The sequence below is a fragment of the Micromonospora xinjiangensis genome (assembly GCF_056150165.1).
Window position 1 is genome coordinate 725,923 of sequence record NZ_JAXCFO010000003.1, and the last position, 21,391, is coordinate 747,313.

Sequence of the window (21,391 nt, forward strand, 5' to 3'; positions counted from 1 at the left end):
GCCGCGCCCCGGCCGACGGGCCGAGGTTTCACCCCATCCGTGATGCGCGAGAGGACCGCCCCGCGTGAAAGTGGGACGGTCCTCTCGTCGTCATGGGTCGTCGCTACAGGAGCGACATGTGCACGTGGTCTGTGTGGTTGGACGGACCGCTGTAGGACTTCCAGCCGGTCGCCGGGAACCAGATCTGCCGGTTCCAGATCACGTAGTAGATGCCGAGCCGGTCCGCGTTGCGGATGAGGAACGCGGCGAGGTTGTTGCCGTACATCCGGGTGTCGTCGTTGTGCCACGGCGAGAAGCCGCTCTTCTGCAACGACCAGTCACAGGCCCGGCCCTTCGGGTGCTCCCAGGGGCCACCGGGGCGGTAACAGCCGACGAAGCGGTTGAAGCCGGCTCGCTTGACCTCCTTGTACGCGTGCAGGGTGCGCGGCGTGATGCAGCCCGAGGTGGTGGGGTCGTTCTCGCTGCACGACTCCGACTTCCAGTCCCCGTCGGCGGTGCGGCCGGGGCCGATCTTCGCCACCGGGGAGGTGGCCGACACCAGGCCGCCCGTGAAGCCCTTCCCGCCGACGAGCGCGAGGGCCTTCTCCGCGTCCCGCTTCTGCTTGGCCATGATGGCGGCCTGCTTCTGTTGCTCCCGGACCTCGGCGTCGATCGCCAGCTTGGCCAGCTCGGCGCGGCTCTTGACCTCGTTGATGCGGGCCAGCTTCTGCGAGTTGACCATGTTGAGCTCGTCGAGGCCGGTCGCGCGCTCCACGAAGGAGTCGGGGGTGTTGCTCGACAGGAGCATGGCGACCGCGCCGATCCGGCCGGTCCGGTACGACTGTGCCGCGATCTCGCTGACCTGGGGTGCCAGCGCGTCCAGCTCGGCCTGGGCCTTCTGGACCTCCAGGTTCAGCTCCTGCTGGCGCTGCTTCGACTTGTTCAACCGGGCCTTCGCGGCGGTGTAGTTGCGGTTGGTCGTCTCGATGACGTCGGTGAGCAGTGGCGGGTCGTCGTCCTCGTGACCGGACGGGGTGCTCGGCTTGGGCGCGGCGGACGCCGGCAGGGGCCCGGCGAACATGGCCAGCGCGGCGAACACGGCCACCACAGGTGTCAACCAGCGGCGTAGGGGTGCCGTCACAGTGTTCCCTTCCGTCGACCGCCGACCGGGTTAGCTGACGGGTTCGGGGCGGAAGTGGCCCCTACCGCTGCCGCGGATTCACCCCACGTACCTGGGTTCCCGGTTCGCCGCGTGGCGATTGGGCGGTGGCACCGCAGGCGCCGCTGCGCGCCTTCGGCGGTGACCGGCAGCGAGGTTACCCGAGAGGCATCGTGGGGATCTACGCCCGGATGCCGACTAAAAGCGTCATTTCGCCATAGCGCTGGGTAACGAGTGACGCAGTCCTCAGGCCATCGGGACCGCCTGCTCACGTTGAGGAGTGTCACCATGCGCTGTCCGTGCTCCTGTCCGGGTCGGGCCAGTCCCGGCGGCTGGCGGGAGGCGGGGTGGAGGCGGGGCCGGGGCGGGCGGCGCCGAGCGCCTCCAACACCTCGGCCCGGTCCGGCGCGGGCCGGGCGGCCGGGGCGGTGGGGCCGGGTTCGTCGCTCGACGGCGCGGTGGTGCCACGACCGGCCGTGGTGACGAGCGCGGCGAGGCCGGTCGTCAGCGGAACGGCGGCGATCAACCCGAGCGTGGCGACCGCGCTGCGGACGATCTCCTGGGCGAGGAACTCGCTCGTGAGGATCTGACTCACCGGCCGCGAGTCGGCGGTGAGCAGGAGCAGCAACGGCAGCGAGGCGCCGGCGTACGCCAGCACGATGGTGTTGACGGTGGAGGCGATGTGTGCCCGGCCGACCCGGGTGGCCGCGCGGTAGAGCTGGAGTCGGGACAGCCCCGGGTTCGCGTGGGCCAGCTCGGTCACCGTGGCCGCCTGGGTGACGGTGACGTCGTCGAGGACGCCGAGCGACCCGATGATGATCCCGGCCAGCAGCAGACCGTGCAGGTCCACGTCGGCCTGGAACATCGACAGGGTGGTGGCCTCCTCGCTGCCGAAGCCGGTGAGGTGGGTGGCGGCGGTCGCCACGGTGCCCAGCACGCCCGTGAGCACCAGGCTGCCCAGCGTGCCGAGCACCGCCACCGAGGTCTGTGCGGTGACGCCGTGCGTCAGGTACAGGACGACGAACATGATCAGTGCGGCGCCGACCACGGCGACGAGCAGCGGTGACCGGCCCGCGCTGATGCCCGGCAGCACGAAGGTGAGGAGGATGGCGAAGCTCGCGGCGAGACCGGCGAGCGCCGCCAGGCCGCGCCACCGGCCGAACGCGACGATCGCGGCGGCGAAGACCACCGCGAGCCAGACCAACGGTTTGCCGCGCTGGTGCTCGGCGATGTTCCAGGTCACCGACGAGGGGTCGGCGGGGTCGGACAGCTCGACCACGATCACCTCGTCGTCGGGCTCGACGGTGGGCGCGCCGGGGCCGTCCGGGATCGGTGCCTGCACTTCCTGGCCCGAGGCCGGGCCGCTCTCCACGCGGACGGTCACCGAGCCGCACCGCTGTGGTTGCCCACCCGGCGTCCCCTCCGGTGTCTCCGGGGCGGGCGGGCAGGGTTCGCTCACCACGCGGGTGACCGTGCCGTGGTACCGGGGCGGGTCGGCGCCGCCGTCGGGCGCCGCCGCGTCGCGTGGCCAGAGCAGCAGGGCGGCGACCACCGTGGCGAGGACGAGGGGGACCACCGTCGCGACGAGGATCCGTCGCACCCGGGGTGGGGCGGACGGAGCGGGACGGGTGTGGTCAGCGCCCATGACGAATCTCCCAACGATTCCGGGGCGGGGTACGTGCCGGCGGAGTGATCGGTTCAGCGATCCGGGATCCCCCCGGCGGTGCCCGCACCAGGTGGCCGCAGGGTGGCGGCGTGACCACGTACGGCGAGGTGCCCGAGCGGACGGGCGGGGCCGCCGGCGGCGGGCGGAGCCGGCGCCCGGCGGGCTCGATGACGCGGTGTCCGGAAACCCATCGTCGGAATGCTAACCAGGGAGGTGCTGGGTGCGCCTCGCGCGGCGCGCGGCACGCCCCCGCCACCACCGGCCAGGGCGCGGCCCGGACGGCGACGCGCGCGGCGGAAGGCGCGCGCGAGCGCCGGAGAACCGGCATCGTGGGGGCATGCCCGGCCACCCGACCTCGTCGCACCCGCATCCAGAGCCCGACGCGCCCCCACCCACCGACCCGTCCGCCGGCCACGGCCAGCACAGCGGGGGCGCCGGTCACGACGAGCACGCCGGGGGGCGTGCCGGCCACGGCGGGCACGACAAGCACGCCGGCCACGACCCGGAGATGTTCCGGCGGCGGTTCTGGCTGTGCCTGGCGCTCACCGTGCCGGTGGTCGTCACCAGCCACATGGTCATGGACTGGTTCGGCTACCGGCTGGAGGCGCCCGGCCTCTCCTGGGTCGGGCCGGTGCTCGGGTCGGTGGTCTTCTGGTGGGGCGGCTGGCCGTTTCTGGTCGGCGCCGTACGCGAGGTGCGGGACCGGGCGCCCGGCATGATGCTGCTGGTGGCGATGGCGATCAGCGTCGCCTACCTCGCCTCGCTCGCCACCAGCGCGGGCGCCTTCGACCTGGACTTCTGGTGGGAGCTGGCCGCCCTGGTCACCATCATGCTGCTCGGCCACTGGCAGGAGATGCGGGCGATCGGGCAGGCACGGGGCGCGCTCGCGGCGCTCGCCGCGCTCCTGCCCGACGAGGCCGAGCGGGTGACGGAAGACGGGCAGGTCGAGCCGGTCCCGATCGGGGACCTGCGGGTCGGTGACGTGGTGCTCGTCCGGCCGGGCGGTCGGGTGCCGGCGGACGGCGAGGTCGTGGCCGGCGGGGCCGAGCTGGACGAGTCGATGATCACCGGGGAGTCCCGCCCGGTGCCCCGGGCCGTCGGGGAACGGGTGGTGGCCGGGACGGTCGCCACCGACTCGGCGCTGCGGGTGCGGGTCGAGGCCGTCGGCGAGCAGACCGCGCTCGCCGGCATCCAGCGCATGGTCGCCGAGGCGCAACAGTCCAGTGGACGCGCGCAGGTCCTGGCCGACCGGTTCGCGGCCGCCCTGTTCTACGTCGCGACCGCCACCGCCGTGCTCACCGTGGTGGTCTGGACGTCGCTCGGCCGGCTCGACGAGGCGGTGGTCCGCGCCGTCACGGTGCTCGTCATCGCCTGCCCGCACGCGCTCGGTCTGGCGATCCCCCTGGTGATCGCGCTGTCCACGGCGCTCGCGGCGAAGGCCGGGATCCTGGTCAAGGACCGCCTGGCGCTGGAGCGGATGCGGTCGGTCGACGCGGTGCTCTTCGACAAGACCGGCACGCTGACCCGGGGCGAGCACGCCGTCACCGACGTGGCCGCAGCGTCCGGCGCCGACCGGGACGAGCTGGTGCGGCTCGCCGCGGCCGTCGAGTCGGACAGTGAACATCCGCTGGCCCGGGCCATCGTGGCGGCGGCGGGCGCGCGCGGCGGGGCCGCCCGGGCGACCGGGTTCCGGTCGCTGCCGGGCCGCGGGGTGCAGGCCACCGTCGAGGGCGTCGCGTACGCGGTCGGCGGCCCGGCGCTGCTGCGGGAGCTTCGGGTGGATCTTCCCGAGGAGCTGCGACCCGCGGTCGACTCCTGGAGCGCCCGGGGAGCGGCCGTGCTGCACCTCGTGCGGCTGCCGGACGCCGTGCTCGGGGCGCTCGCCCTGACCGACGAGGTGCGCCCCGAGGCGCGCGAGGCGATCGCGGAGTTGCGCGCCCAGGGCGTACGGACGGTCGCGATGATCACCGGCGACGCGCGGCCGGTCGCCGAGGCGGTGGCCGCCGATCTCGGGTTCGGCGCGGGCGACGAGGTGTTCGCCGAGGTGCTTCCGGCGGACAAGGACGCCAAGGTCACCGAGTTGCAGCGGCGTGGCCTGACCGTGGCGATGGTCGGTGACGGGGTGAACGACGCGCCGGCGCTGGCCCGGGCCGACGTGGGCGTCGCGATCGGCGCCGGCACCGACGTCGCGATCGAGTCCGCCGGAGTCGTACTCGCCTCCTCCGACCCGCGCGGGGTGGCCGCGGTGATCCGGCTGTCGCGCGCGTCGTACCGGAAGATGCTGCAGAACCTCGCGTGGGCGGCGGGCTACAACGTGATCGCCCTGCCGCTGGCCGCCGGGGTGCTGGCCGGGGTGGGGTTCGCGCTGAACCCGGCGGTCGCCGCGGTGCTGATGTCCGCCTCCACGATCGTGGTGGCGCTCAACGCGCAACTGCTGCGCCGGGTGCGCCTCGGTCGGGAGTGAGGGTCAGCCGCGCTTCATGAGGCGGCCCACGGCGGCCATCATCTCGGTGGCCATCTCGTCGGCGCGGCCCTCGGCGGCTCCCTCGTGCATGCAGTGCCGGGCGTGCCCGTCGAGCAGCCCGAGGGCGACCTTGTCCAGCGCGGCCTGGATCGCGGAGATCTGGGTGAGCACGTCGATGCAGTAGCGGTCCTCGTCGACCATCTTCTCGACGCCGCGTACCTGTCCCTCGATCCGGCGCAGCCGCGCGAGCAACTGGTCCTTGCTGGCCGTGTATCCGCGGATCGGAGTCGGTGTGGTCATGCCACAAGGATAGCGTACCCCCTGGGGGTATGCTACGGTTCCCCGTGTCGGTACCCCCACCGGGTACCGGTACGGAACAAGGGGACGAGTCTGCCCGGCAATTACCCCTAGGGGGTATAGGCTGGGCGGCGGAAGGAGAGGTCCGATGGTCACCACGACGTACCAGGTGCAGGGCATGACCTGCGGCCACTGCGTCAGCTCGGTCAGCGCCGAGGTCGGCGCGATCCCAGGCGTCAGCGACGTCCAGGTCGACCTGGCCAGCGGCCGGGTCACCGTCACCAGTGAGAGCCCGCTGGACACCAGCGCGGTTCGCGCCGCCGTCGACGAGGCCGGCTACGACCTCGTCGACGCCTGACCCGGATCGAGGTACCACCATGAACACCGCGATGAAGTTGAGCGGCTTCGCTCTCGGTCTGGCGGCGGTGTTCGGCGCGGCGTACGGGGTCGGCCAGATGGTCGGCCCCGTCACCCCGGCCGCCGAATCCCGTCAAGACGAGACCGCCACCGGACACGGCGACACCGGCACCACCGGGCACTCCGACGCCGGGCACGGCGACCCGCGGGGCGGCGGGATCCCCGGCGGCCTGCTCGTCTCGGACCGTGGCTACACCCTCACCCCGGTCACCGCGCCGGCCGGCGAGTTCGCCTTCCGCATCACCGGCCCCGACGGCCGGCCCGTGACGGCGTACGACGTCGAGCACGACAAGCGGATGCACCTGATCGTGGCGCGACGCGACCTGTCGGGCTACCGGCACGTGCACCCCGAGATGGGGGCGGACGGCACCTGGCGGATCGCGTCCCCGCTCGACGGGCCCGGCGTGTGGCGGGTCTTCGCCGACTTCGCCCCCACCGGTGGGGAGGCGCTCACCCTCGGCGTCGACGTGACCGTGCCCGGCCCGCTCACCGCACGGCCGTTGCCGGCGCCGGCCGCCAGCACGACCGTCGACGGTTACACCGTCGCCCTGGCCGGTGACCCGCGGCCCGGGCACACGGCCGCGCTGACCCTGACGGTCACCCGCGACGGCGCCCCCGTCACCGACCTGGAGCCCTACCTCGGGGCGTACGGGCACCTGGTGGCGCTGCGCCAGGGCGACCTCGCGTACCTGCACGTGCACCCGGACGGCGCGCCCGGCGACGGGCGGACGCGCCCCGGGCCGGACGTCACCTTCCAGGCCGAGGTGCCCTCCGTCGGCACCTACCGCCTCTACCTCGACTTCAAGCACGCCGGCGTGGTGCGTACCGCCGAATTCACCGTCGTGGCCGGGGCCCCGGCCAGCGAGATCGCACCCACGCCCGGCACACCCGACCCGACCGGCACCGCCGAGCACGGCACGCCCGGTCACGGGCACAACTGACGGGAGCCGTGATGACCACCACCAGCAGCACACCGCTGCCGACGGCGCCGAACCAGATCGAACTCGCCATCGGGGGCATGACCTGCGCCTCCTGCGCGGCCCGGATCGAGAAGAAGCTCAACCGGATGGAGGGCGTCTCCGCCACCGTCAACTACGCCACCGAGAAGGCCACCGTCCGGTACGCCGACGAGGTCACCCCGGACGACCTGATCGCCACGGTCGAGAAGACCGGCTACACGGCGAAGGTGCCGCTCCCGCCCGCGGCGGAGGGGGTGGCCGCCGAGGCGCCCGTCGACGAGCTGCGCGGCCTGCGCGACCGGCTCTGGGTGTCGGTGGCGCTCACCGTCCCGGTGATCCTGCTGGCCATGGTGCCGGCCTGGCAGTTCGACTACTGGCAGTGGCTGTCGTTGACCCTGGCCGCGCCGGTCGTCGTCTGGGGCGGCCTGCCGTTCCACCGGGCCGCCCTGATCAACCTGCGGCACGGCGCCGCCACCATGGACACCCTCGTCTCGGTGGGCACCGTCGCGGCCTTCGGCTGGTCGCTCTGGGCGCTCTTCCTGGGCGACGCGGGGATGCCGGGCATGACGCACCCCTTCCGCTTCGACATCACCCGCTCCGACGGCGCCGGGAACATCTACCTGGAGGCGGCGGCCGGGGTGACCACGTTCATCCTCGCCGGACGGTACTTCGAGGCCCGCTCGAAGCGGACCGCCGGGGCCGCGCTGCGCGCGCTGCTCGAACTCGGCGCCCGGGACGTGGCCGTGCTGCGTGGCGGGGCGGAGACGCGGATCCCCGTCGACCAGCTCGCGGTCGGGGACCGGTTCGTCGTCCGGCCCGGCGAGAAGATCGCCACGGACGGCGTGGTCGACGAGGGCACCTCGGCCGTCGACGCCAGCATGCTGACCGGCGAGTCGGTCCCCGTCGAGGTCGGCCCGGGCGACGCCGTCGTCGGCGCCACGGTCAACGCCGGAGGCCGGCTGGTGGTGACCGCGACCCGCGTCGGCGGAGACACCCAACTGGCCCAGATGGCCCGTCTCGTCGAGCAGGCGCAGAGCGGCAAGGCGGCGGTGCAGCGGCTCGCGGACCGGATCTCCGGGGTCTTCGTCCCGATCGTGATCGCCCTGGCCGCTGGCACACTGGGCTGGTGGCTCGGCACCGGGGCCGGGCCGACGGCGGCGTTCACGGCCGCGGTGGCCGTCCTGATCATCGCCTGCCCGTGCGCCCTCGGCCTGGCCACCCCGACCGCGCTGCTCGTCGGCACCGGCCGCGGCGCCCAGTTCGGCATCCTCATCAAGGGGCCGGAGGCGCTGGAGCGCACCCGCAAGGTGGACACGGTCGTGTTGGACAAGACCGGCACCGTGACCAGCGGCCGGATGACCCTGGTGGACGTGCTGCCCGCCGAGGGCACCGACGCCGACGACCTGCTGCGGCTGGCCGGGGCGCTGGAGACCGCCTCCGAGCACCCGATCGCCCGCGCGGTGGCCGCCGGCGCCGCCGAGGCCGGCGCGCTGCCGCCGGTCAGCGGCTTCGCCAACGTCGAGGGGCTCGGCGTGACCGGGTCGGTGGACGGCCGGGAGGTGATCGTCGGGCGGCTCCGGCTGCTGCGGGAGCGGGGTCTCGTCGTACCTTCGGAGGTCGAACGGGCGGTGACCGACGCGGAGGCCGCCGGGCGGACGGCGGTGCTGGCCGGGTGGGACGGGCGGGCCCGCGGGGTCCTCGCGGTCGCCGACGTGGTCAAGCCCACCAGCCGAGCCGCCGTCGCCCGGCTGCGTGAGCTGGGTCTGACCCCGGTGCTGCTCACGGGCGACAACACCACGGTGGCGCGGGCGGTGGCGGCCGAGGTCGGCATCGACCAGGTGATCGCCGAGGTGCTGCCGGCCGACAAGGTCGACGTGGTGCGGCGGCTCCAGGGCGAGGGCCGTGCCGTCGCGATGGTCGGCGACGGGATCAACGACGCGGCCGCGCTGGCCCAGGCCGACCTCGGGCTGGCCATGGGTACGGGCGCCGACGTGGCGATCGAGGCGTCCGACCTGACGCTGGTCCGCGGTGACCTGACCGCCGCCGTGGACGCGATCCGGCTGGCCCGGCGCACGCTCAACACGATCCGGGGCAACCTGGTCTGGGCGTTCGGCTACAACGTGGCGGCGCTGCCGCTGGCGGCGGCCGGGCTGCTCAACCCGATGATCGCGGGCGCCACCATGGCCCTCTCCTCGGTCTTCGTGGTCGCCAACAGCCTCCGCCTCCGCCGCTTCCGTCCCCTCCCCGCCTGACGCGGTGATCAAGAGGTTTGCGGCGTTCTCGATCTTTCCGAGCGCCGCAAACCTCTTGATCAACGGGTGGGAGGCGGCGCGGGGCGGGGCTCGTACGGGTGAGGGCGGTTGGTGGGGGGTTCTGCGGGGTATCTGGGCGGCGTAGCGACGCTTCCCAGGGAGGTTCGTCATGGGTATGGACGACAAGATCGGCAACGCGGCCGAGGACGCGGCGGGCAAGGTCAAGGAGCACGCCGGCCGGGCCACCGACGACGAGCGGCTGGAGGCCGAGGGCCGCAACGACCAGACCGCCGCGAACCTCAAGCAGGCCGGCGAAAAGGTGAAGGACGCCTTCAAGCGCTGACCGCGTCTCGTACGCACGCCGGGCTGGTCCACTCCGGCCCGGCGTGCGGTGTGCGGAGCCCGCTCGCGGTCCCGCACGACACCCGGTGGGCCGGCCGGTTCGCGTCGTGACGACGCACCCGGCCCGGAAGCCGCGCGCGACGTGTCCCGGCCCGGCACCGGATCGTTGGCAGGACGAGGTACGCGCGGACGGGTCGAGCGGGGGACGACGCCCACCACGGACGGGAGAGGACGATGTCCCAGCCCACGTCGACCGGCCGGCGGGTCGCCCCCGCCGCGGCCCTGCTCGCCGTGCTGCTCGCCGGATGCCAGGCGCCCGGCGCCGAGTCGGGGGAGAGCACCCCGAGCGGCCCCGCCCCCACCACGCCGGCCGCTGCGGCGACACCCACCGCGAGCCCGTCGCCCGTGACCGCCGCCAACACCGTCGAGGTGTGCCAGGCGGTCGACCGCCTCATCATCGACGCCAGCCGGAAGATCGCCGCGGACTCGACCGCGGCCACCGAGCGCGAGCTGACCGGTGAGCAGATCCGCGACCGGTTCCGGCGGACCCTCGCCGACCTCGCCGACCAGGTGCGGGCCCAGGCACGCCGGGCCCAGGACCCGGAGATCAGGGCGCTGGTGGCCGGCACCGCGGACAAGATCGACACCGGCACCCGGGCCGAGCGTACGTCCGCCTGGCTGGACGACACCTTCACGGAGATCCCGGGCCGCCTCATGCGCGAGTGCCGCCCCTGAAGCCCCCGGGCAGGTCAGCGGAGCACCCGGTAGGTCACGTGGGTGACGGTCGGCCCGGCGACCACCTCGGTCTGCTCCAGCCGGACGTCCCCGACTCCCTCGAAGAGGCGCTCGCCGGCCCCGAGCACGATCGGGACGATGTGCAGCTGGAGCGTGTCGAGCAGACCGGCCATGAGGCACTGCCGCACCGTGCTCGCCCCGCCGGCGACCGCGACCCTGCGGCCACCCGCCGCCTTCCGGGCCTGCTCCAGCGCGGAGTGGACGCCGTCGGTGACGAACCGGAACTCGGTGCCGCCGGCCATCGGCAGCGACGCGCGCGGACGGTGGGTGAGCACGAACCGCAGGCCGCCGCGGCCGAGCGGGTCCTGGAGGCTCTGCTCCGGCCCGGCCACGTAGCCGTCCAGCGAGATCGACAGTTGACAGGTCACGATGCTCACGGATCCGTCCTCACTCGTGCTCGCCGGCCGCGAGCCGGGCGGCTCGCAGCTCCAGGTACCGCTGCTCCGGAAGGCTGGTGGTGGCCCGCGCGGCGGCCAGGTACTCCTCACGGGCCGGCCCCGGTTCGCCGGCCAGCTCCAGCAGGTGCGCGCGTACGGCCGCGACCCGGTGGTGCCTCGCGGTGCGGTCGTCCTCCGCCAGCGGCGCGAGCGTCGCGAGCCCGGCCCGGGGACCGTCCACCATGGCCACCGCGACCGCCTGGTTGAGGGTCACCATCGGGTTCGGGGCGACCCGGGCGAGCAGCCGGTAGAGCGCGAGGATCTGCGGCCAGTCGGTCTCGGCCGCCGAGGGCGCCTCGGCGTGCACCGCCGCGATCGCCGCCTGGAGCTGGTACGGGCCGGGCGCCGACCAGGTGAGCGCCTCGGTGACCAGGGCGACGCCCTCCTCGATGGCGGCCCGGTCCCAGAGCGTGCGGTCCTGCTCGGCCAGCGGCACCAGCTCACCGCCCGGACCGACCCGCGCCGCCCGGTGCGCGTCGGTGAGCAGCATCAACGCGAGCAGCCCCGCCACCTCGCCGTCGCCGGGGAGCAGCCCGTGCAGCATCCGGGTCAGCCGGATCGCCTCCCCGGTCAGCTCGGCGCGGTGCAGGTCCGCCCCGCTGGAGGCGGTGTACCCCTCGTTGAAGATCAGGTAGAGCACCTGGAGCACGGCGCTCAGCCGCTCGTCCCGCTCCGCCGGGGACGGCATCGTGAACCGTGCCCCGGTCGCCTCGATCCGCTGCTTGGCCCGGCGGATGCGCTGGCTCATCGTCGCCTCGGGCACCAGGTGGGCCCGGGCGATCTGCGCCGTGCTCAGACCGCCGACCGCGCGCAGGGTCAGCGCCACCTGGGCCGACCGGGCCAGCGCCGGATGGCAGCAGAGGAACAGCAGGCGCAGGGTGTCGTCGCCGGCCGGCGGCTCCGCGTCCGCCGCCGGGGCGACCGTGGCGTACGCCGGCTCCCGTACGGCCACCGCCACCTCGCGGTCCCGGCGGGCGCGCTCGCTGCGCCACTCGTCGGTGAGCCGCCGGGTGGCCACGGTGAGCAGCCACGCGCGCGGGTTCTCCGGCACGCCCTGCTCCGGCCACTGGAGCGCGGCCGCGAGCAGCGCCTCCTGGACCGCGTCCTCGCACCTGTCGAACTGGCCGTGCCGGCGGACGAGCAGGCCGAGGACCTGCGGCGCGAGCGCGCGCAGCAGCTCCTCGACCTCGTGCGACCCGGCTGTCACATCTCCGTCCCGGCCTCGTCCATGATCGGGCGGACCTCCATGACGCCGCCGTACCGCACGTCGGGCCAGCGGCTCGCGATCTCCGCGGCGCGTTCCGGGGTGTCGCAGTCGACCGCGAGGTATCCGGCGAACTGCTCCTTGCTCTCCATGAACGGGCCGTCGACGACCTCCGGATGGCCGCCGGCCAGCCGGACCGTACGCGTCTGCGACGGGTCGGCGAGCGCCTGACCGCCGACCAGCTCGCCGGACTCGGAGAGCTCCTTCATGATCTCGTCAACCTCACCGAAGAGCGCCACCCGCTCCTGCTCGGAGAGCTCCTCGACGAAGCCGGGCCGGTTCCAGATCAACAGCATGTACTTCATGTCCGCTCCTCGCGTCCTCGCCGCCCGTCGGTGGTGCGGCTCACCGAGGGGTCGGAGCCGGAGCCCCGTTCCCTACACCCGCCCGGAAGAAAATCCCAGAAACCTCGCCCCGGCGGGGACGGGCACGCCGGCCGGCTCAGCGTCGGCCGCGCCGACCGCCCCGGACCTGCCGCGGTGACCGGGTCCCGCCCACGTCGAGCGACGCCCGATCGGCGGCCGACGTGCCGGAGAGCCAGCCCTCCTCGTCCCGGACGGTCAGCCGCTCCCGGGTGACGCCGGGGAAGAGCGTGTCCAGCCGCTCGCGGACCGCCTCGCCGCGCGCGGCCAGCACCGGCAGCAGCCGGTCGGCGCCCGCCTCCTCGGCCGCCTCCCGGTTCGCCGCCTCGGTGGCCGCCCGCAACCGCTCCCCGATCCGCAGCGCGAACGCGTTGAGGAAGGACTCGTCGTAGCCCCGGGTGCGCCGGCCACCGGTCGCCGTACGGCGCTCTTCCCGGCCACGCAGCATCGCGGCGGTGGCCTGCACCAGCAGCGAGGTGTAGAGCAGCTCGACGGCGGCCAGGTCGTCCGGCCAGCCGAGCACGGTGGCGAAGCCGAGGTCGTCCGACCACACCGACTCGCACCCGTTCGCCGCCGCCACCTCCTGCACCAGCAGCGCCTTCGCGCCCGCGTACGGGGCGTCGGTGCCGAGCCGCACCCCACCGGGCAGGTCGGGCCGCTGCGTCTCGGCGGCGAGCAGCGCCTCGTCGACGCGGTGGCGGGCGATCAGCTCCTGCGCCTTGCCGGTCAGCGCCTCGGCCTCGGCGGGGAAGGTCGTCGACTCCGCCTTCGCCAGCAACGCCCGGACCCGGTCGAGGATCCGCGAGCCGCTGCGACCACCCGCCGCGCGGGCCGCCCGGCCCGTCGTCGTCGCGCCCGGCGGCGGACGGAGCACGGCGATCGGCGGCAACCCCGCCACCAGCGCGAGGGCGTCCACGGCCTCCCGCAACGCGGTCACCCGGTCGATGCCCTCCCGCGCCGCCCAGGCCGTGAGGTGCCCCCGGTCGTCCGGCCACCACACCTGGGCGTCCAGGTCACGGAGCTGCGCGTCCCACCAGGACGGGACCGGGGCCGGCAGGTCGCGTCGCTGCGCGGCCATCGCGTCGCGCAGCAGCCGCGCCGGCCGGGCACCCAACCGCCGGTCGGCGAGGCGGGCCAGATCCTTCGGCTGCCAGCCGCGCGGCCAGAGCCGGCCCACGTCGTTCGCCAGCCGCCGCAGCAGCGCGGCGTCCACGTCCGCCGCGCCGTCGGCCGCGCCCGTGCCGACCACGAGCCGGTCCAGCTGCCGCTCCGCGAGGCGTACGTCGCTGCCACGGGCGGCCGTGAGAGCGTCCGCGATCAACTCCTCGGCGTCCGGCACGCGTCATCCCTCCTCGTCGGCGGCCCGGTGCCACCACCACGATCATGCCCGCCGTCGGGCCGGACACCCGACGGGTACCGGAGGTCCGGCATGTTCCGTCCGGTTTCGGGTAGTGCGGGGTCGGACGCGAGGTGAGGTGGGTACGCGATGGACGATCGCCGGTCGACGGCCGCCGGTGCCGTGATCGGCGTCGCCGTGATGGCCGCCGTCGACGAGATCGTCTTCCACCAGATCCTGGGCTGGCACCACTTCTACGATCGCTCGACGCCGTCGGTGGCGCTGCTCTCCGACGGGTTGCTGCACGCGGCCGAGCTGCTGGCCCTGGTCGGCGGCTTCTTCTGGTTCGCCGACCTGCGCCGTCGGCAGGTGCTGGCGCCCCGCTCCGCCTGGGGCGGGTTCCTGCTGGGCGCCGGCGCGTTCCAGGTCTTCGACGGCATCGTCGACCACAAGGTGCTGCGGCTGCACCAGATCCGGTACGGGGTGCACCTGCTGCCGTACGACGTGGCGTGGAACGTGGGGGGCGGCCTGCTGCTGGTCGCCGGCGCACTGCTCACCTGGAGAGCCTGGTCCCGGCGGGCCCGGGCCCGGTGACCGTGCTCGCGGGGCCGCACCGGTCCGCCGACGCGGACCTGCTGCCGCTGGCGCTGGTCGCCCTGCTGGCCGGCGCGTACCTCCTCGCCGTCTCCCGGGACCGGCGCGGCTGGCGACGGCGGCGCACCGCGGCCTGGCTCGCCGGGTGCGCCCTGCTGGCCCTCGCCCTGGGCCCACCGGGTCCGCTGCCCGGCGGTCCCGCCGGGCACATGGCGCGACACCTGCTCCTCGGCATGCTGGCGCCGCTCGCGCTGGCGCTCGGCGCCCCGGTGACCCTGCTGTTGCGGGTCGCCACGCCACCGGTCCGCCGGGCCGTCGGGCGGGTGCTGCGGGCCCGCCCGGTGCACCTGCTCGCCCATCCCGCCACGGCGGCGCTGCTCAGCACCGGCGGGCTCTACCTGGTCATGCTCACCCCGCTGTACGCGTCGGCGGAGCACCACTCCCTGCTGCACCACGGGCTGCACCTGCACTACCTGCTCGCCGGTTACCTCTTCGCCTGGTCCGTCGCCGGGCCGGACCCGGCGCCCCGCCGCCCCGGCCTGCCCGTACGCGCCGGCGCCCTGCTCGTCGCGGCGGCCGGGCACTCGGTGCTGGCGAAGTACCTCTACGCCCGCGCCGAGACGCTGCCGCCCGGCCTGGAGGGCCGGGACGTCGCGGCGCTGCACGAGGCCGCCGTGCTCATGTACTACGGCGGTGACCTCGCCGAGCTGCTGCTCGCCACGGCCCTCTTCGCCGGCTGGTACCGCCTCCGCGGGCGTCGCGGCGGGGGGTCCGACCGGCGGCGTGGCGAGCCGGCCGGCCGTCAGGTGGGGCGGTACTCCACCTCGGGACGTCCCGGCGTGCCGTAGCGCGGCGTACGGGTGACGCGGCCGCTCTCGGCCAGGTGCTCCAGGTAGCGCCGGGCCGTGACCCGCGACATCCCGGCGTGCTCGGCGACCTCGGAGGCGGAGAGCCCCGGCCGGCGACGCAGCACGTCCAGCACGGCGTCGAGCGTCTGCGCGACCAGGCCCTTCGGCAGCGTGTCCGGCGCCGTCCCCCGCAGGGTGGCGAGCATCCGGTCCACCTCGTGCTGCGCGGCGACCGCCCCGCCCGCCGAGGTCTGCCTCCGGTACTCGGCGTACCGCTCCAGCTTGTCCCGGAAGGCGGCGAACGTGAACGGCTTGAGCAGGTAGTGCGTCACCCCGAGGGCCACCGCGGCGCGGACCATCGCCAGGTCGCGGGCCGACGTGACGGCCAGCACGTCCGCGTCACTGCCCGCCGCGCGCATCGCGCGGCAGACGTCCAGGCCGGGCATATCGGGCAGGTGCAGGTCGAGCAGCACCAGATCGACCGCGTCCGCGCCGGTACGCCGCAGCACCCGCATGGCCTCCCGGGCGTCGTGCGCCACGCCGACCACGCGGAAGCCGGGGACCCGCTCGGTGTACGCGCGGTGCGCCTCCGCGATCAGCTCCTCGTCCTCGACGACGAGCACCCGGATGTCGGCCGTCCCGGTGCCCGCGCCGTGGTCGCTCATGCCGTCCGCTCCGCGGGCACCGGCAGCCGCACCCGGAACACGGTCCCGCCTGCCGCGGCGGCCGCCACCTCGTGCCGGCCGCCGTGCCGGGCGAGCACCTGCCCCACCAGGGCGAGACCGAGGCCCCGGCCGCTGGCCTTGGTCGACCAGTCCCGGCGGAACGCGTCGGCGACCCGCTCCGGCGGCAGCCCGGCGCCGTTGTCGGTCACCTCCACCAGCACGTCGCCGGGGGCCTCGGTCACCCGGACGCGTACGCGCCGGGGCGGCTGCCCGCCCGCGACCGCCTCCAGCGCGTTGTCGACCAGGTTGCCGACCACCGTGAGCAGGTCTCCCACGGGCAGGGTGCCCACGTCGAGCCGGGACGCGGGGTCGACGGTCAGCTCGACGCCACGCTCGGCGGCCTGGGCCGACTTGCCGAGCAGCAGCGCGGCCAGGGCCGGCTCGGCGATCGCGCCGACCACCTGGTCGGTGAGCTGCTGGGCCGACGCCATCTCCTCGGTGGCCAGCCGCACGGCCTCCTCGGTGCGGCCCAGCTCGACCAGGGTGAGCACGGTGTGCAGCCGGTTCGCGGCCTCGTGCGCCTGCGACCGCAGCGCCTCGGTGAGCCCGCGGACGGAGTCCAGCTCGCTCGTCAGGGCGCGCAGGTCGGTGTGGTCGCGCAGGGTCAGCACGGTGCCCATGGCCCGGCCACCCGTGCCGGTGGGCCGGAGGTTGGCCACCAGCGCGCGGTCGGCGGTGAGGATCAGCTCGTCCCGGGCGGTCCGTCCGGTCGTGACCAGCTCGGTCAGGAGGGCGGGCAGCGGCACCTCGGTCACCGGGCGGTCCACCAGCGCCGCGTCGGCCGGCAGCCCCAGCAGCCGGCGGCCCTCGTCGTTGATCAACGCGATCCGGCCGTCCGGGCCGATCACCACCAGTCCCTCGCCGACGGAGTGCAGCACCGCGTCGTAGTACTCGTACATCCGGGTGATCTGGGCGGGGCCCAGGCCGTGGGTCTGCCGGCGCAGTCGCCGGCTGAGCAGCCAGGACCCGGCGGCCGCCAGGGCCAGGGCGGCGGCGGTGGCGACGAGCAGCACGGGGGAGCGGTCGAGCAGCTTCCGGTTGATCGCCTCGGTGGTGATGCCGACGGACACGAGCCCGGTCACGGTGCCGTCGGCGGCGCGAACCGGCACCACCGCCCGGACCGACTCGCCGAGGGTGCCGGTGTTGACCACGGTGATCGGCCGCCCGGCCAGCGCCGGCGCGATCTCGCCGATGAACGGTCGCCCGATCTGGGCGGGGTCCGTGTGCGAATAGCGGGTGCGGTCCGGGGCCATGACCACCACGAAGTCGGTCCGTGTGGCGCGCCGGATCGACTCGGCGTACGGCTGGAGGGTGGCGGACGGGTCGGGGGAGCGCAGCGCCTGGGCGACGTCCGGGGAGCGGGCCACCGTCTCGGCGACGGCCAGCACCTCGTCGCGGGCCGCCTCCCGGGCGTCGGCGCGCGCGACCAGCGCGACCCCCAGGGTGGCGGCGGCCACGAGCAGCGTCACCACCAGGACCTGGAGGGCGAACAGCTGGCCCGCGATGCTCCACTTCCGTCCGGTCATGTCTCCTCGTCGTGACGGGCCGTCGCGCCCCTGCTCCGCCGGCACCTCAGGTCGGTGAACAGAATGAACGCAAGGCTGATTCCGGGTGAGACCTGGGCCACAGTCTCAGCCATGCAGACCCCCACCACCAGCACACCGGTCGCGCGGTCCCGGCGCGACCGCACACACTTCCTGTATCTCGCGGTGATCGTCGCCGTCCTGGCGGGCATCCTCCTCGGCTTCGCGGCCCCCGACGCGGCGCAGGAGCTCAAGCCCCTGGGCACCGGCTTCGTGGCGCTGATCAAGATGATGATCAGCCCGGTCATCTTCTGCACGATCGTGCTCGGTGTCGGCTCCGTACGCCAGGCCGCGAAGGTCGGCAAGGTCGGCGGCCTGGCGCTCGGTTACTTCCTGGTCATGTCGACCGTCGCGCTGGCCATCGGCCTCGTGGTGGGCAACCTGGTCCACCCCGGCTCCGGGCTCCACCTCAGCAGCGAGCTGGCCGAGGCCGGCCAGAAGGCGGCGGGCTCCGAGAGCGAGGGGACCGTCGACTTCCTGCTCGGCATCATCCCGACCTCGCTGCTCTCCGCGCTGACCGGCGGTGAGGTGCTCCAGACGCTGCTGGTCGCCCTCCTCGTGGGCTTCGCCGTGCAGGGCATGGGCCGCCGGGGCGAGCCCGTCCTGCGGGCCGTCGGCACCATCCAGCGCCTGGTCTTCAAGATCCTGACCATGATCATGTGGCTGGCTCCGATCGGCGCCTTCGGCGCGATCGCGGCGGTGGTCGGCGCCACGGGAGTGGACGCGCTCAAGAGCCTCGCGCAGATCATGCTCGGCTTCTACGCCACCTGCCTGATCTTCGTGCTGGTGGTGCTCGGTGCGCTGCTGTGGTTCGTGGCCCGGATCTCGATCTTCTCGCTGCTGCGCTACCTGGGCCGGGAGTTCCTGCTGATCGTCTCCACCTCGTCGTCGGAGTCGGCGCTGCCGCGACTGATCGCCAAGATGGAGCACGTCGGGGTCAGCAAGCCGGTCGTGGGCATCACCGTGCCGACCGGCTACTCCTTCAACCTGGACGGCACCGCCATCTACCTGACCATGGCCTCGCTCTTCATCGCCTCCGCGATGGGCGACCCGCTCTCCGTGGGCGAGCAGGTCTCGCTGCTGGTCTTCATGATCATCGCCTCGAAGGGCGCCGCGGGCATCACCGGCGCCGGCCTGGCCACGCTCGCCGGCGGCCTCCAGTCGCACCGGCCCGACCTGGTCGACGGGGTCGGCCTCATCGTGGGCATCGACCGGTTCATGTCCGAGGCGCGGGCGCTGACCAACTTCGCCGGCAACGCCGTCGCCACCGTGCTGATCGGCCGCTGGACCGGTGAGTTCGACCGCGAGCAGGCGCAGGCGGTGCTCTCCGGCGAGCGGCCGTTCGACGAGGCCACCATGCTCGACGAGGAGCACGACGACGACCCGGACCCGTCGACTGTCGACCCGGAGCGCGAACCGGCGCGGGTGTAGGTGCGGCGTCGGATCCTGGTAGGAATGCGCCCTTCAGCGGCGCGCTCCTACCAGGATCCGTCCACGATCCGTGACACCGGCTCGGGAGGTCGGGGTGGGGTGGGGGGTGGCGGTGGGGTGCGGCTGAAGCGGGGGGCCGGGGACGGCTGGATCTCGCCGCCGACCTCGACGAACGTGCCCCGGGCGGCGTTGTGCGGGTGCCGGTGCGCCTCGGTGGGGGCGAGCACCGGCGCCACGCAGGCGTCCAGGTTGGCGAAGACGGCCGTCCACTCGTCCCGGGTCCGGCTCGCGAACCGCTCGGCGAACCGGCGGCGCAGCTCCTCCCAGCCGGTCGGGTCGTACTGGGCGGGCAGGCCGGGATCGTCGGCCAGGCCCAGGCCGGTGAGGAGGGCGGCGTAGAACGCCGGCTCCAGCGCGCCCACGGCCATGAAGCCGCCGTCCGCCGTGCGGTACGTGTCGTAGAACGGCGCCCCACCGTCGAGCAGGTTGCGCCCGCGCGGCGCCGACCAGAGCCCGGCGCCGAGCATGCCGTGCAGGAACGCGGTCAGCAGCGCCGAGCCGTCGACCATCGCCGCGTCCACCACCTGCCCGACGCCGGAGCGCTCCCGCTCCAGCAGCGCGGCCAGCACCCCGACCGCGAGGAGCATGCCGCCGCCCGCGAAGTCCCCGACGAGGTTCAACGGCGCGTACGGGCGTTCGCCCGCGCGGCCCAGCGGCTCCAGCGCCCCGGCCACCGCGATGTAGTCGATGTCGTGCCCGGCCCGGGCCGCCAGCGGGCCGTCCTGCCCCCAGCCGGTCATCCGGGCGTACACCAGTCGGGGGTTGCGGGCGAGGGCCACCTCCGGGCCGAAGCCCAGCCGCTCGGCGACCCCCGGCCGGTACGCCTCGACCAGCACGTCCGCGCGGTCCACCAGGCGGAGCAGGTCCGCCACGCCCTGCGGCGTCTTCAGGTCCAGGGCGGTGACCCGCCGGCCGCGCTGCAACGGCCCGCCCTCGGGCGCGGCCAGCCGGCCCGCGTCGGGGCCGCCGGGACGGTCCACCCGGACCACGTCGGCACCGAGGTCGGCCAGGACCATGCAGCCGAACGGCGCGGGCGCGAGGCTGGCCAGCTCGACCACCCGCACGCCGGCCAGCGGCCCGCCGCCGTCAGAGGGCACGGGCGATCAGCTCCTTCATGATCTCGTTGGTGCCGCCGTAGATCTTCTGCGCCCGGGCGTCGGCGTACATGCGGGCGATCGGGTACTCGGTGGTGTAGCCGTACCCGCCGAAGAGCTGCAGGCAGCGGTCGATGACCTCGCACTGGCCGTCGGTGAGCCAGTACTTCGCCATGGCGGCGGTCGCCACGTCCAGCTCGCCGCGGGCGTGGCGCGCGACGCAGTCGTCCAGGAAGACCCGGCTCGCCCGGGCCCGGGTCGCGCACTCGGCGAGCACCATGCGCGTGTTCTGGTGCCCGAGCAGCGGCTTGCCGAACGCGGTCCGCTCCTTCGCGTACGCCACGGTCAGCTCGACGGCCCGCTCCATGGCGGCGACCGCGCCCACCGCGATGACCAGCCGTTCCTGGGGAAGCTGCTGCATGAGCTGCACGAAGCCGAGCCCTTCGGCGTCGCCGAGCAGGTTGGCCGCCGGCACCCGGAGCCCGTCGAAGGACAGCTCGGCCGTGTCGTTGGCGTGCAGGCCGATCTTGGAGAGCAGCCGCCCCCGGCGGAAGCCCTCCGGGTCGCCGCCGACCTCGCAGACCAGCAGGGAGATGCCGGCCGCGCGCTGCCCCGGATCGGTCTTGACGGCCACGATGATCAGGTCGGCCAGCCCGCCGTTGCTGATGAACGTCTTCGCGCCCGTGACGAGGTAGTCGTCGCCGTCGCGGACCGCCCGGGTGCGCATCGCCTGGAGGTCCGAGCCGCCGTCCGGTTCGGTCATCGCGATGGCGCCGACCAACTCGCCGCGGCACAGACCGGGCAGCCAGCGCCGCTTCTGCTCCTCGCTGCCGTACGCCACGAGGTAGCCGGTGACGATGCCGCTGTGCACGGCCAGGCCGAGGCTGCTCTCCCCGGCGTACGTCTGCTCCTGGAGCATCACCGCCTCGTGGGTGAAGTCGCCGCCCCCGCCGCCGTACTGCTCGGGGACGGAGAGGCCGAGCAGGCCCAGCTCGCCCGCGCGGCGGTAGTGCTCGCGGTCCGGGTGGCCCTGGGCGGCCAGCCGGTCGGCGTGCGGCACGACCTCCTTCACGAAGAAGCGTCGGGCCAGGTCGGCCAGGTCGTCGTGCTCCGGCGTGCGCCACGGCGAGGGATGGGGCGTCGACATGGCCCCCACCCTCGTGCCCGTTCGGCAACGTGTCAACAGACCTCGATCGCCGCCCGACCGGCCCCGCGTCCGCCGCTCGGACCGCGCCGCGAACGCACCCGACCAGCCGGAACGGCCGATGGTGTGGCCCGGTTCACCCGAAGGAGGGCGGGCCGTGAAAAGGGCGTCAAAAAGCCGAAC

At 74.4% G+C, this 21,391-nt stretch carries 20 protein-coding genes and 1 riboswitch; of the genes, 9 read left to right on the plus strand and 11 right to left on the minus strand.

The annotated features are described in order from the left end of the window. Positions 1-103: 103 nt before the first annotated feature. Complete coding sequence (locus SM573_RS15285; protein WP_474612830.1) at positions 104-1,120, minus strand: coiled-coil domain-containing protein; 1,017 nt, start codon at positions 1,118-1,120, stop codon at positions 104-106. A 4-nt stretch (positions 1,121-1,124) separates the two neighbouring features. Then, positions 1,125-1,255: riboswitch (cyclic di-AMP (ydaO/yuaA leader) on the minus strand. Between the two features lie 166 nt (positions 1,256-1,421). After that, positions 1,422-2,783, minus strand: coding sequence for a YibE/F family protein (locus SM573_RS15290; RefSeq protein ID WP_474612831.1), 1,362 nt, complete (start codon positions 2,781-2,783; stop codon positions 1,422-1,424). 358 nt (positions 2,784-3,141) lie between these two features. Here SM573_RS15290 and SM573_RS15295 point away from each other — a divergent pair, with 358 nt between their 5' ends. Beyond that, complete coding sequence (locus SM573_RS15295) at positions 3,142-5,268, plus strand: heavy metal translocating P-type ATPase (protein WP_474616330.1); 2,127 nt, start codon at positions 3,142-3,144, stop codon at positions 5,266-5,268. A gap of 3 nt (positions 5,269-5,271) precedes the next feature. Here SM573_RS15295 and SM573_RS15300 read toward each other — a convergent pair whose 3' ends face one another. Further along, positions 5,272-5,568, minus strand: a complete 297-nt coding sequence (locus tag SM573_RS15300; protein ID WP_474612833.1) for a metal-sensitive transcriptional regulator — start codon at positions 5,566-5,568, stop codon at positions 5,272-5,274. Between the two features lie 145 nt (positions 5,569-5,713). Here SM573_RS15300 and SM573_RS15305 point away from each other — a divergent pair, with 145 nt between their 5' ends. The 5 genes from SM573_RS15305 (at position 5,714) to SM573_RS15325 (ending at position 10,270) form a co-directional block, all read left to right on the plus strand. Further along, positions 5,714-5,923, plus strand: coding sequence for a heavy-metal-associated domain-containing protein (locus tag SM573_RS15305; RefSeq protein ID WP_474612834.1), 210 nt, complete (start codon positions 5,714-5,716; stop codon positions 5,921-5,923). A gap of 19 nt (positions 5,924-5,942) precedes the next feature. Then, the gene (locus tag SM573_RS15310; protein WP_474612835.1) at positions 5,943-6,923 is read left to right on the plus strand and encodes a hypothetical protein; all 981 of its coding nucleotides are present in this window, start codon (positions 5,943-5,945) and stop codon (positions 6,921-6,923) included. 11 nt (positions 6,924-6,934) lie between these two features. Next, positions 6,935-9,193 (plus strand): heavy metal translocating P-type ATPase, encoded by a 2,259-nt coding sequence (locus SM573_RS15315; protein ID WP_474616331.1) that lies wholly within the window; start codon positions 6,935-6,937, stop codon positions 9,191-9,193. Positions 9,194-9,362: 169 nt separating this feature from the next. Next, the gene (locus SM573_RS15320) at positions 9,363-9,536 is read left to right on the plus strand and encodes a CsbD family protein (protein WP_474616332.1); all 174 of its coding nucleotides are present in this window, start codon (positions 9,363-9,365) and stop codon (positions 9,534-9,536) included. A gap of 233 nt (positions 9,537-9,769) precedes the next feature. After that, positions 9,770-10,270, plus strand: coding sequence for a hypothetical protein (locus tag SM573_RS15325; RefSeq protein WP_474616333.1), 501 nt, complete (start codon positions 9,770-9,772; stop codon positions 10,268-10,270). A gap of 14 nt (positions 10,271-10,284) precedes the next feature. Here the strand turns inward: SM573_RS15325 and SM573_RS15330 are convergent, their stop codons facing one another. The 4 genes from SM573_RS15330 to SM573_RS15345 all read right to left on the minus strand — a co-directional run bounded on the left by SM573_RS15330 (position 10,285) and on the right by SM573_RS15345 (position 13,732). Continuing rightward, entirely contained in the window at positions 10,285-10,707 is a 423-nt protein-coding gene (locus SM573_RS15330; RefSeq protein ID WP_474612839.1) for a dihydrofolate reductase family protein, read from the minus strand. A gap of 10 nt (positions 10,708-10,717) precedes the next feature. After that, complete coding sequence (locus tag SM573_RS15335; RefSeq protein WP_474616334.1) at positions 10,718-11,974, minus strand: RNA polymerase sigma factor; 1,257 nt, start codon at positions 11,972-11,974, stop codon at positions 10,718-10,720. Further along, complete coding sequence (locus tag SM573_RS15340) at positions 11,971-12,336, minus strand: YciI family protein (RefSeq protein ID WP_474612841.1); 366 nt, start codon at positions 12,334-12,336, stop codon at positions 11,971-11,973. The genes SM573_RS15335 and SM573_RS15340 overlap by 4 nt, the downstream gene beginning before the upstream one ends. Before the next feature lie 136 nt (positions 12,337-12,472). Further along, the gene (locus SM573_RS15345; protein WP_474616335.1) at positions 12,473-13,732 is read right to left on the minus strand and encodes a DUF2786 domain-containing protein; all 1,260 of its coding nucleotides are present in this window, start codon (positions 13,730-13,732) and stop codon (positions 12,473-12,475) included. Between the two features lie 147 nt (positions 13,733-13,879). Between SM573_RS15345 and SM573_RS15350 the strand changes: the two genes are divergently transcribed. Together SM573_RS15350 and SM573_RS15355 are read left to right on the plus strand one after the other, a co-directional pair. Then, positions 13,880-14,323, plus strand: coding sequence for a DUF2243 domain-containing protein (locus SM573_RS15350; RefSeq protein ID WP_474616336.1), 444 nt, complete (start codon positions 13,880-13,882; stop codon positions 14,321-14,323). Then, positions 14,320-15,171: a cytochrome c oxidase assembly protein gene (locus SM573_RS15355; RefSeq protein ID WP_474612844.1), complete on the plus strand. Its 852-nt coding sequence runs from the start codon at positions 14,320-14,322 to the stop codon at positions 15,169-15,171. Before SM573_RS15350 ends, SM573_RS15355 begins: the two co-directional genes overlap by 4 nt. Here the strand turns inward: SM573_RS15355 and SM573_RS15360 are convergent. Both SM573_RS15360 and SM573_RS15365 read right to left on the minus strand, forming a co-directional pair. Beyond that, positions 15,126-15,836, minus strand: coding sequence for a response regulator (locus tag SM573_RS15360; protein ID WP_474612845.1), 711 nt, complete (start codon positions 15,834-15,836; stop codon positions 15,126-15,128). The genes SM573_RS15355 and SM573_RS15360 overlap by 46 nt on opposite strands. Continuing rightward, a complete protein-coding gene (locus SM573_RS15365) occupies positions 15,833-17,422 on the minus strand; it encodes a sensor histidine kinase (RefSeq protein WP_474616337.1) in 1,590 nt (529 codons plus the stop codon). The genes SM573_RS15360 and SM573_RS15365 overlap by 4 nt, the downstream gene beginning before the upstream one ends. A 111-nt stretch (positions 17,423-17,533) precedes the next feature. Between SM573_RS15365 and SM573_RS15370 the strand changes: the two genes are divergently transcribed. Continuing rightward, positions 17,534-18,910 carry a cation:dicarboxylate symporter family transporter gene (locus SM573_RS15370; RefSeq protein WP_474612847.1) on the plus strand — a complete coding sequence of 459 codons (1,377 nt, stop codon included), beginning with the start codon at positions 17,534-17,536 and terminating at the stop codon, positions 18,908-18,910. Between the two features lie 47 nt (positions 18,911-18,957). Here the strand turns inward: SM573_RS15370 and SM573_RS15375 are convergent, their stop codons facing one another. Then, positions 18,958-20,067 (minus strand): CaiB/BaiF CoA transferase family protein, encoded by a 1,110-nt coding sequence (locus SM573_RS15375; RefSeq protein WP_474616338.1) that lies wholly within the window; start codon positions 20,065-20,067, stop codon positions 18,958-18,960. Further along, positions 20,057-21,211, minus strand: a complete 1,155-nt coding sequence (locus SM573_RS15380; RefSeq protein ID WP_474612849.1) for an acyl-CoA dehydrogenase family protein — start codon at positions 21,209-21,211, stop codon at positions 20,057-20,059. The genes SM573_RS15375 and SM573_RS15380 overlap by 11 nt, the downstream gene beginning before the upstream one ends. Positions 21,212-21,391 lie beyond the last annotated feature (180 nt).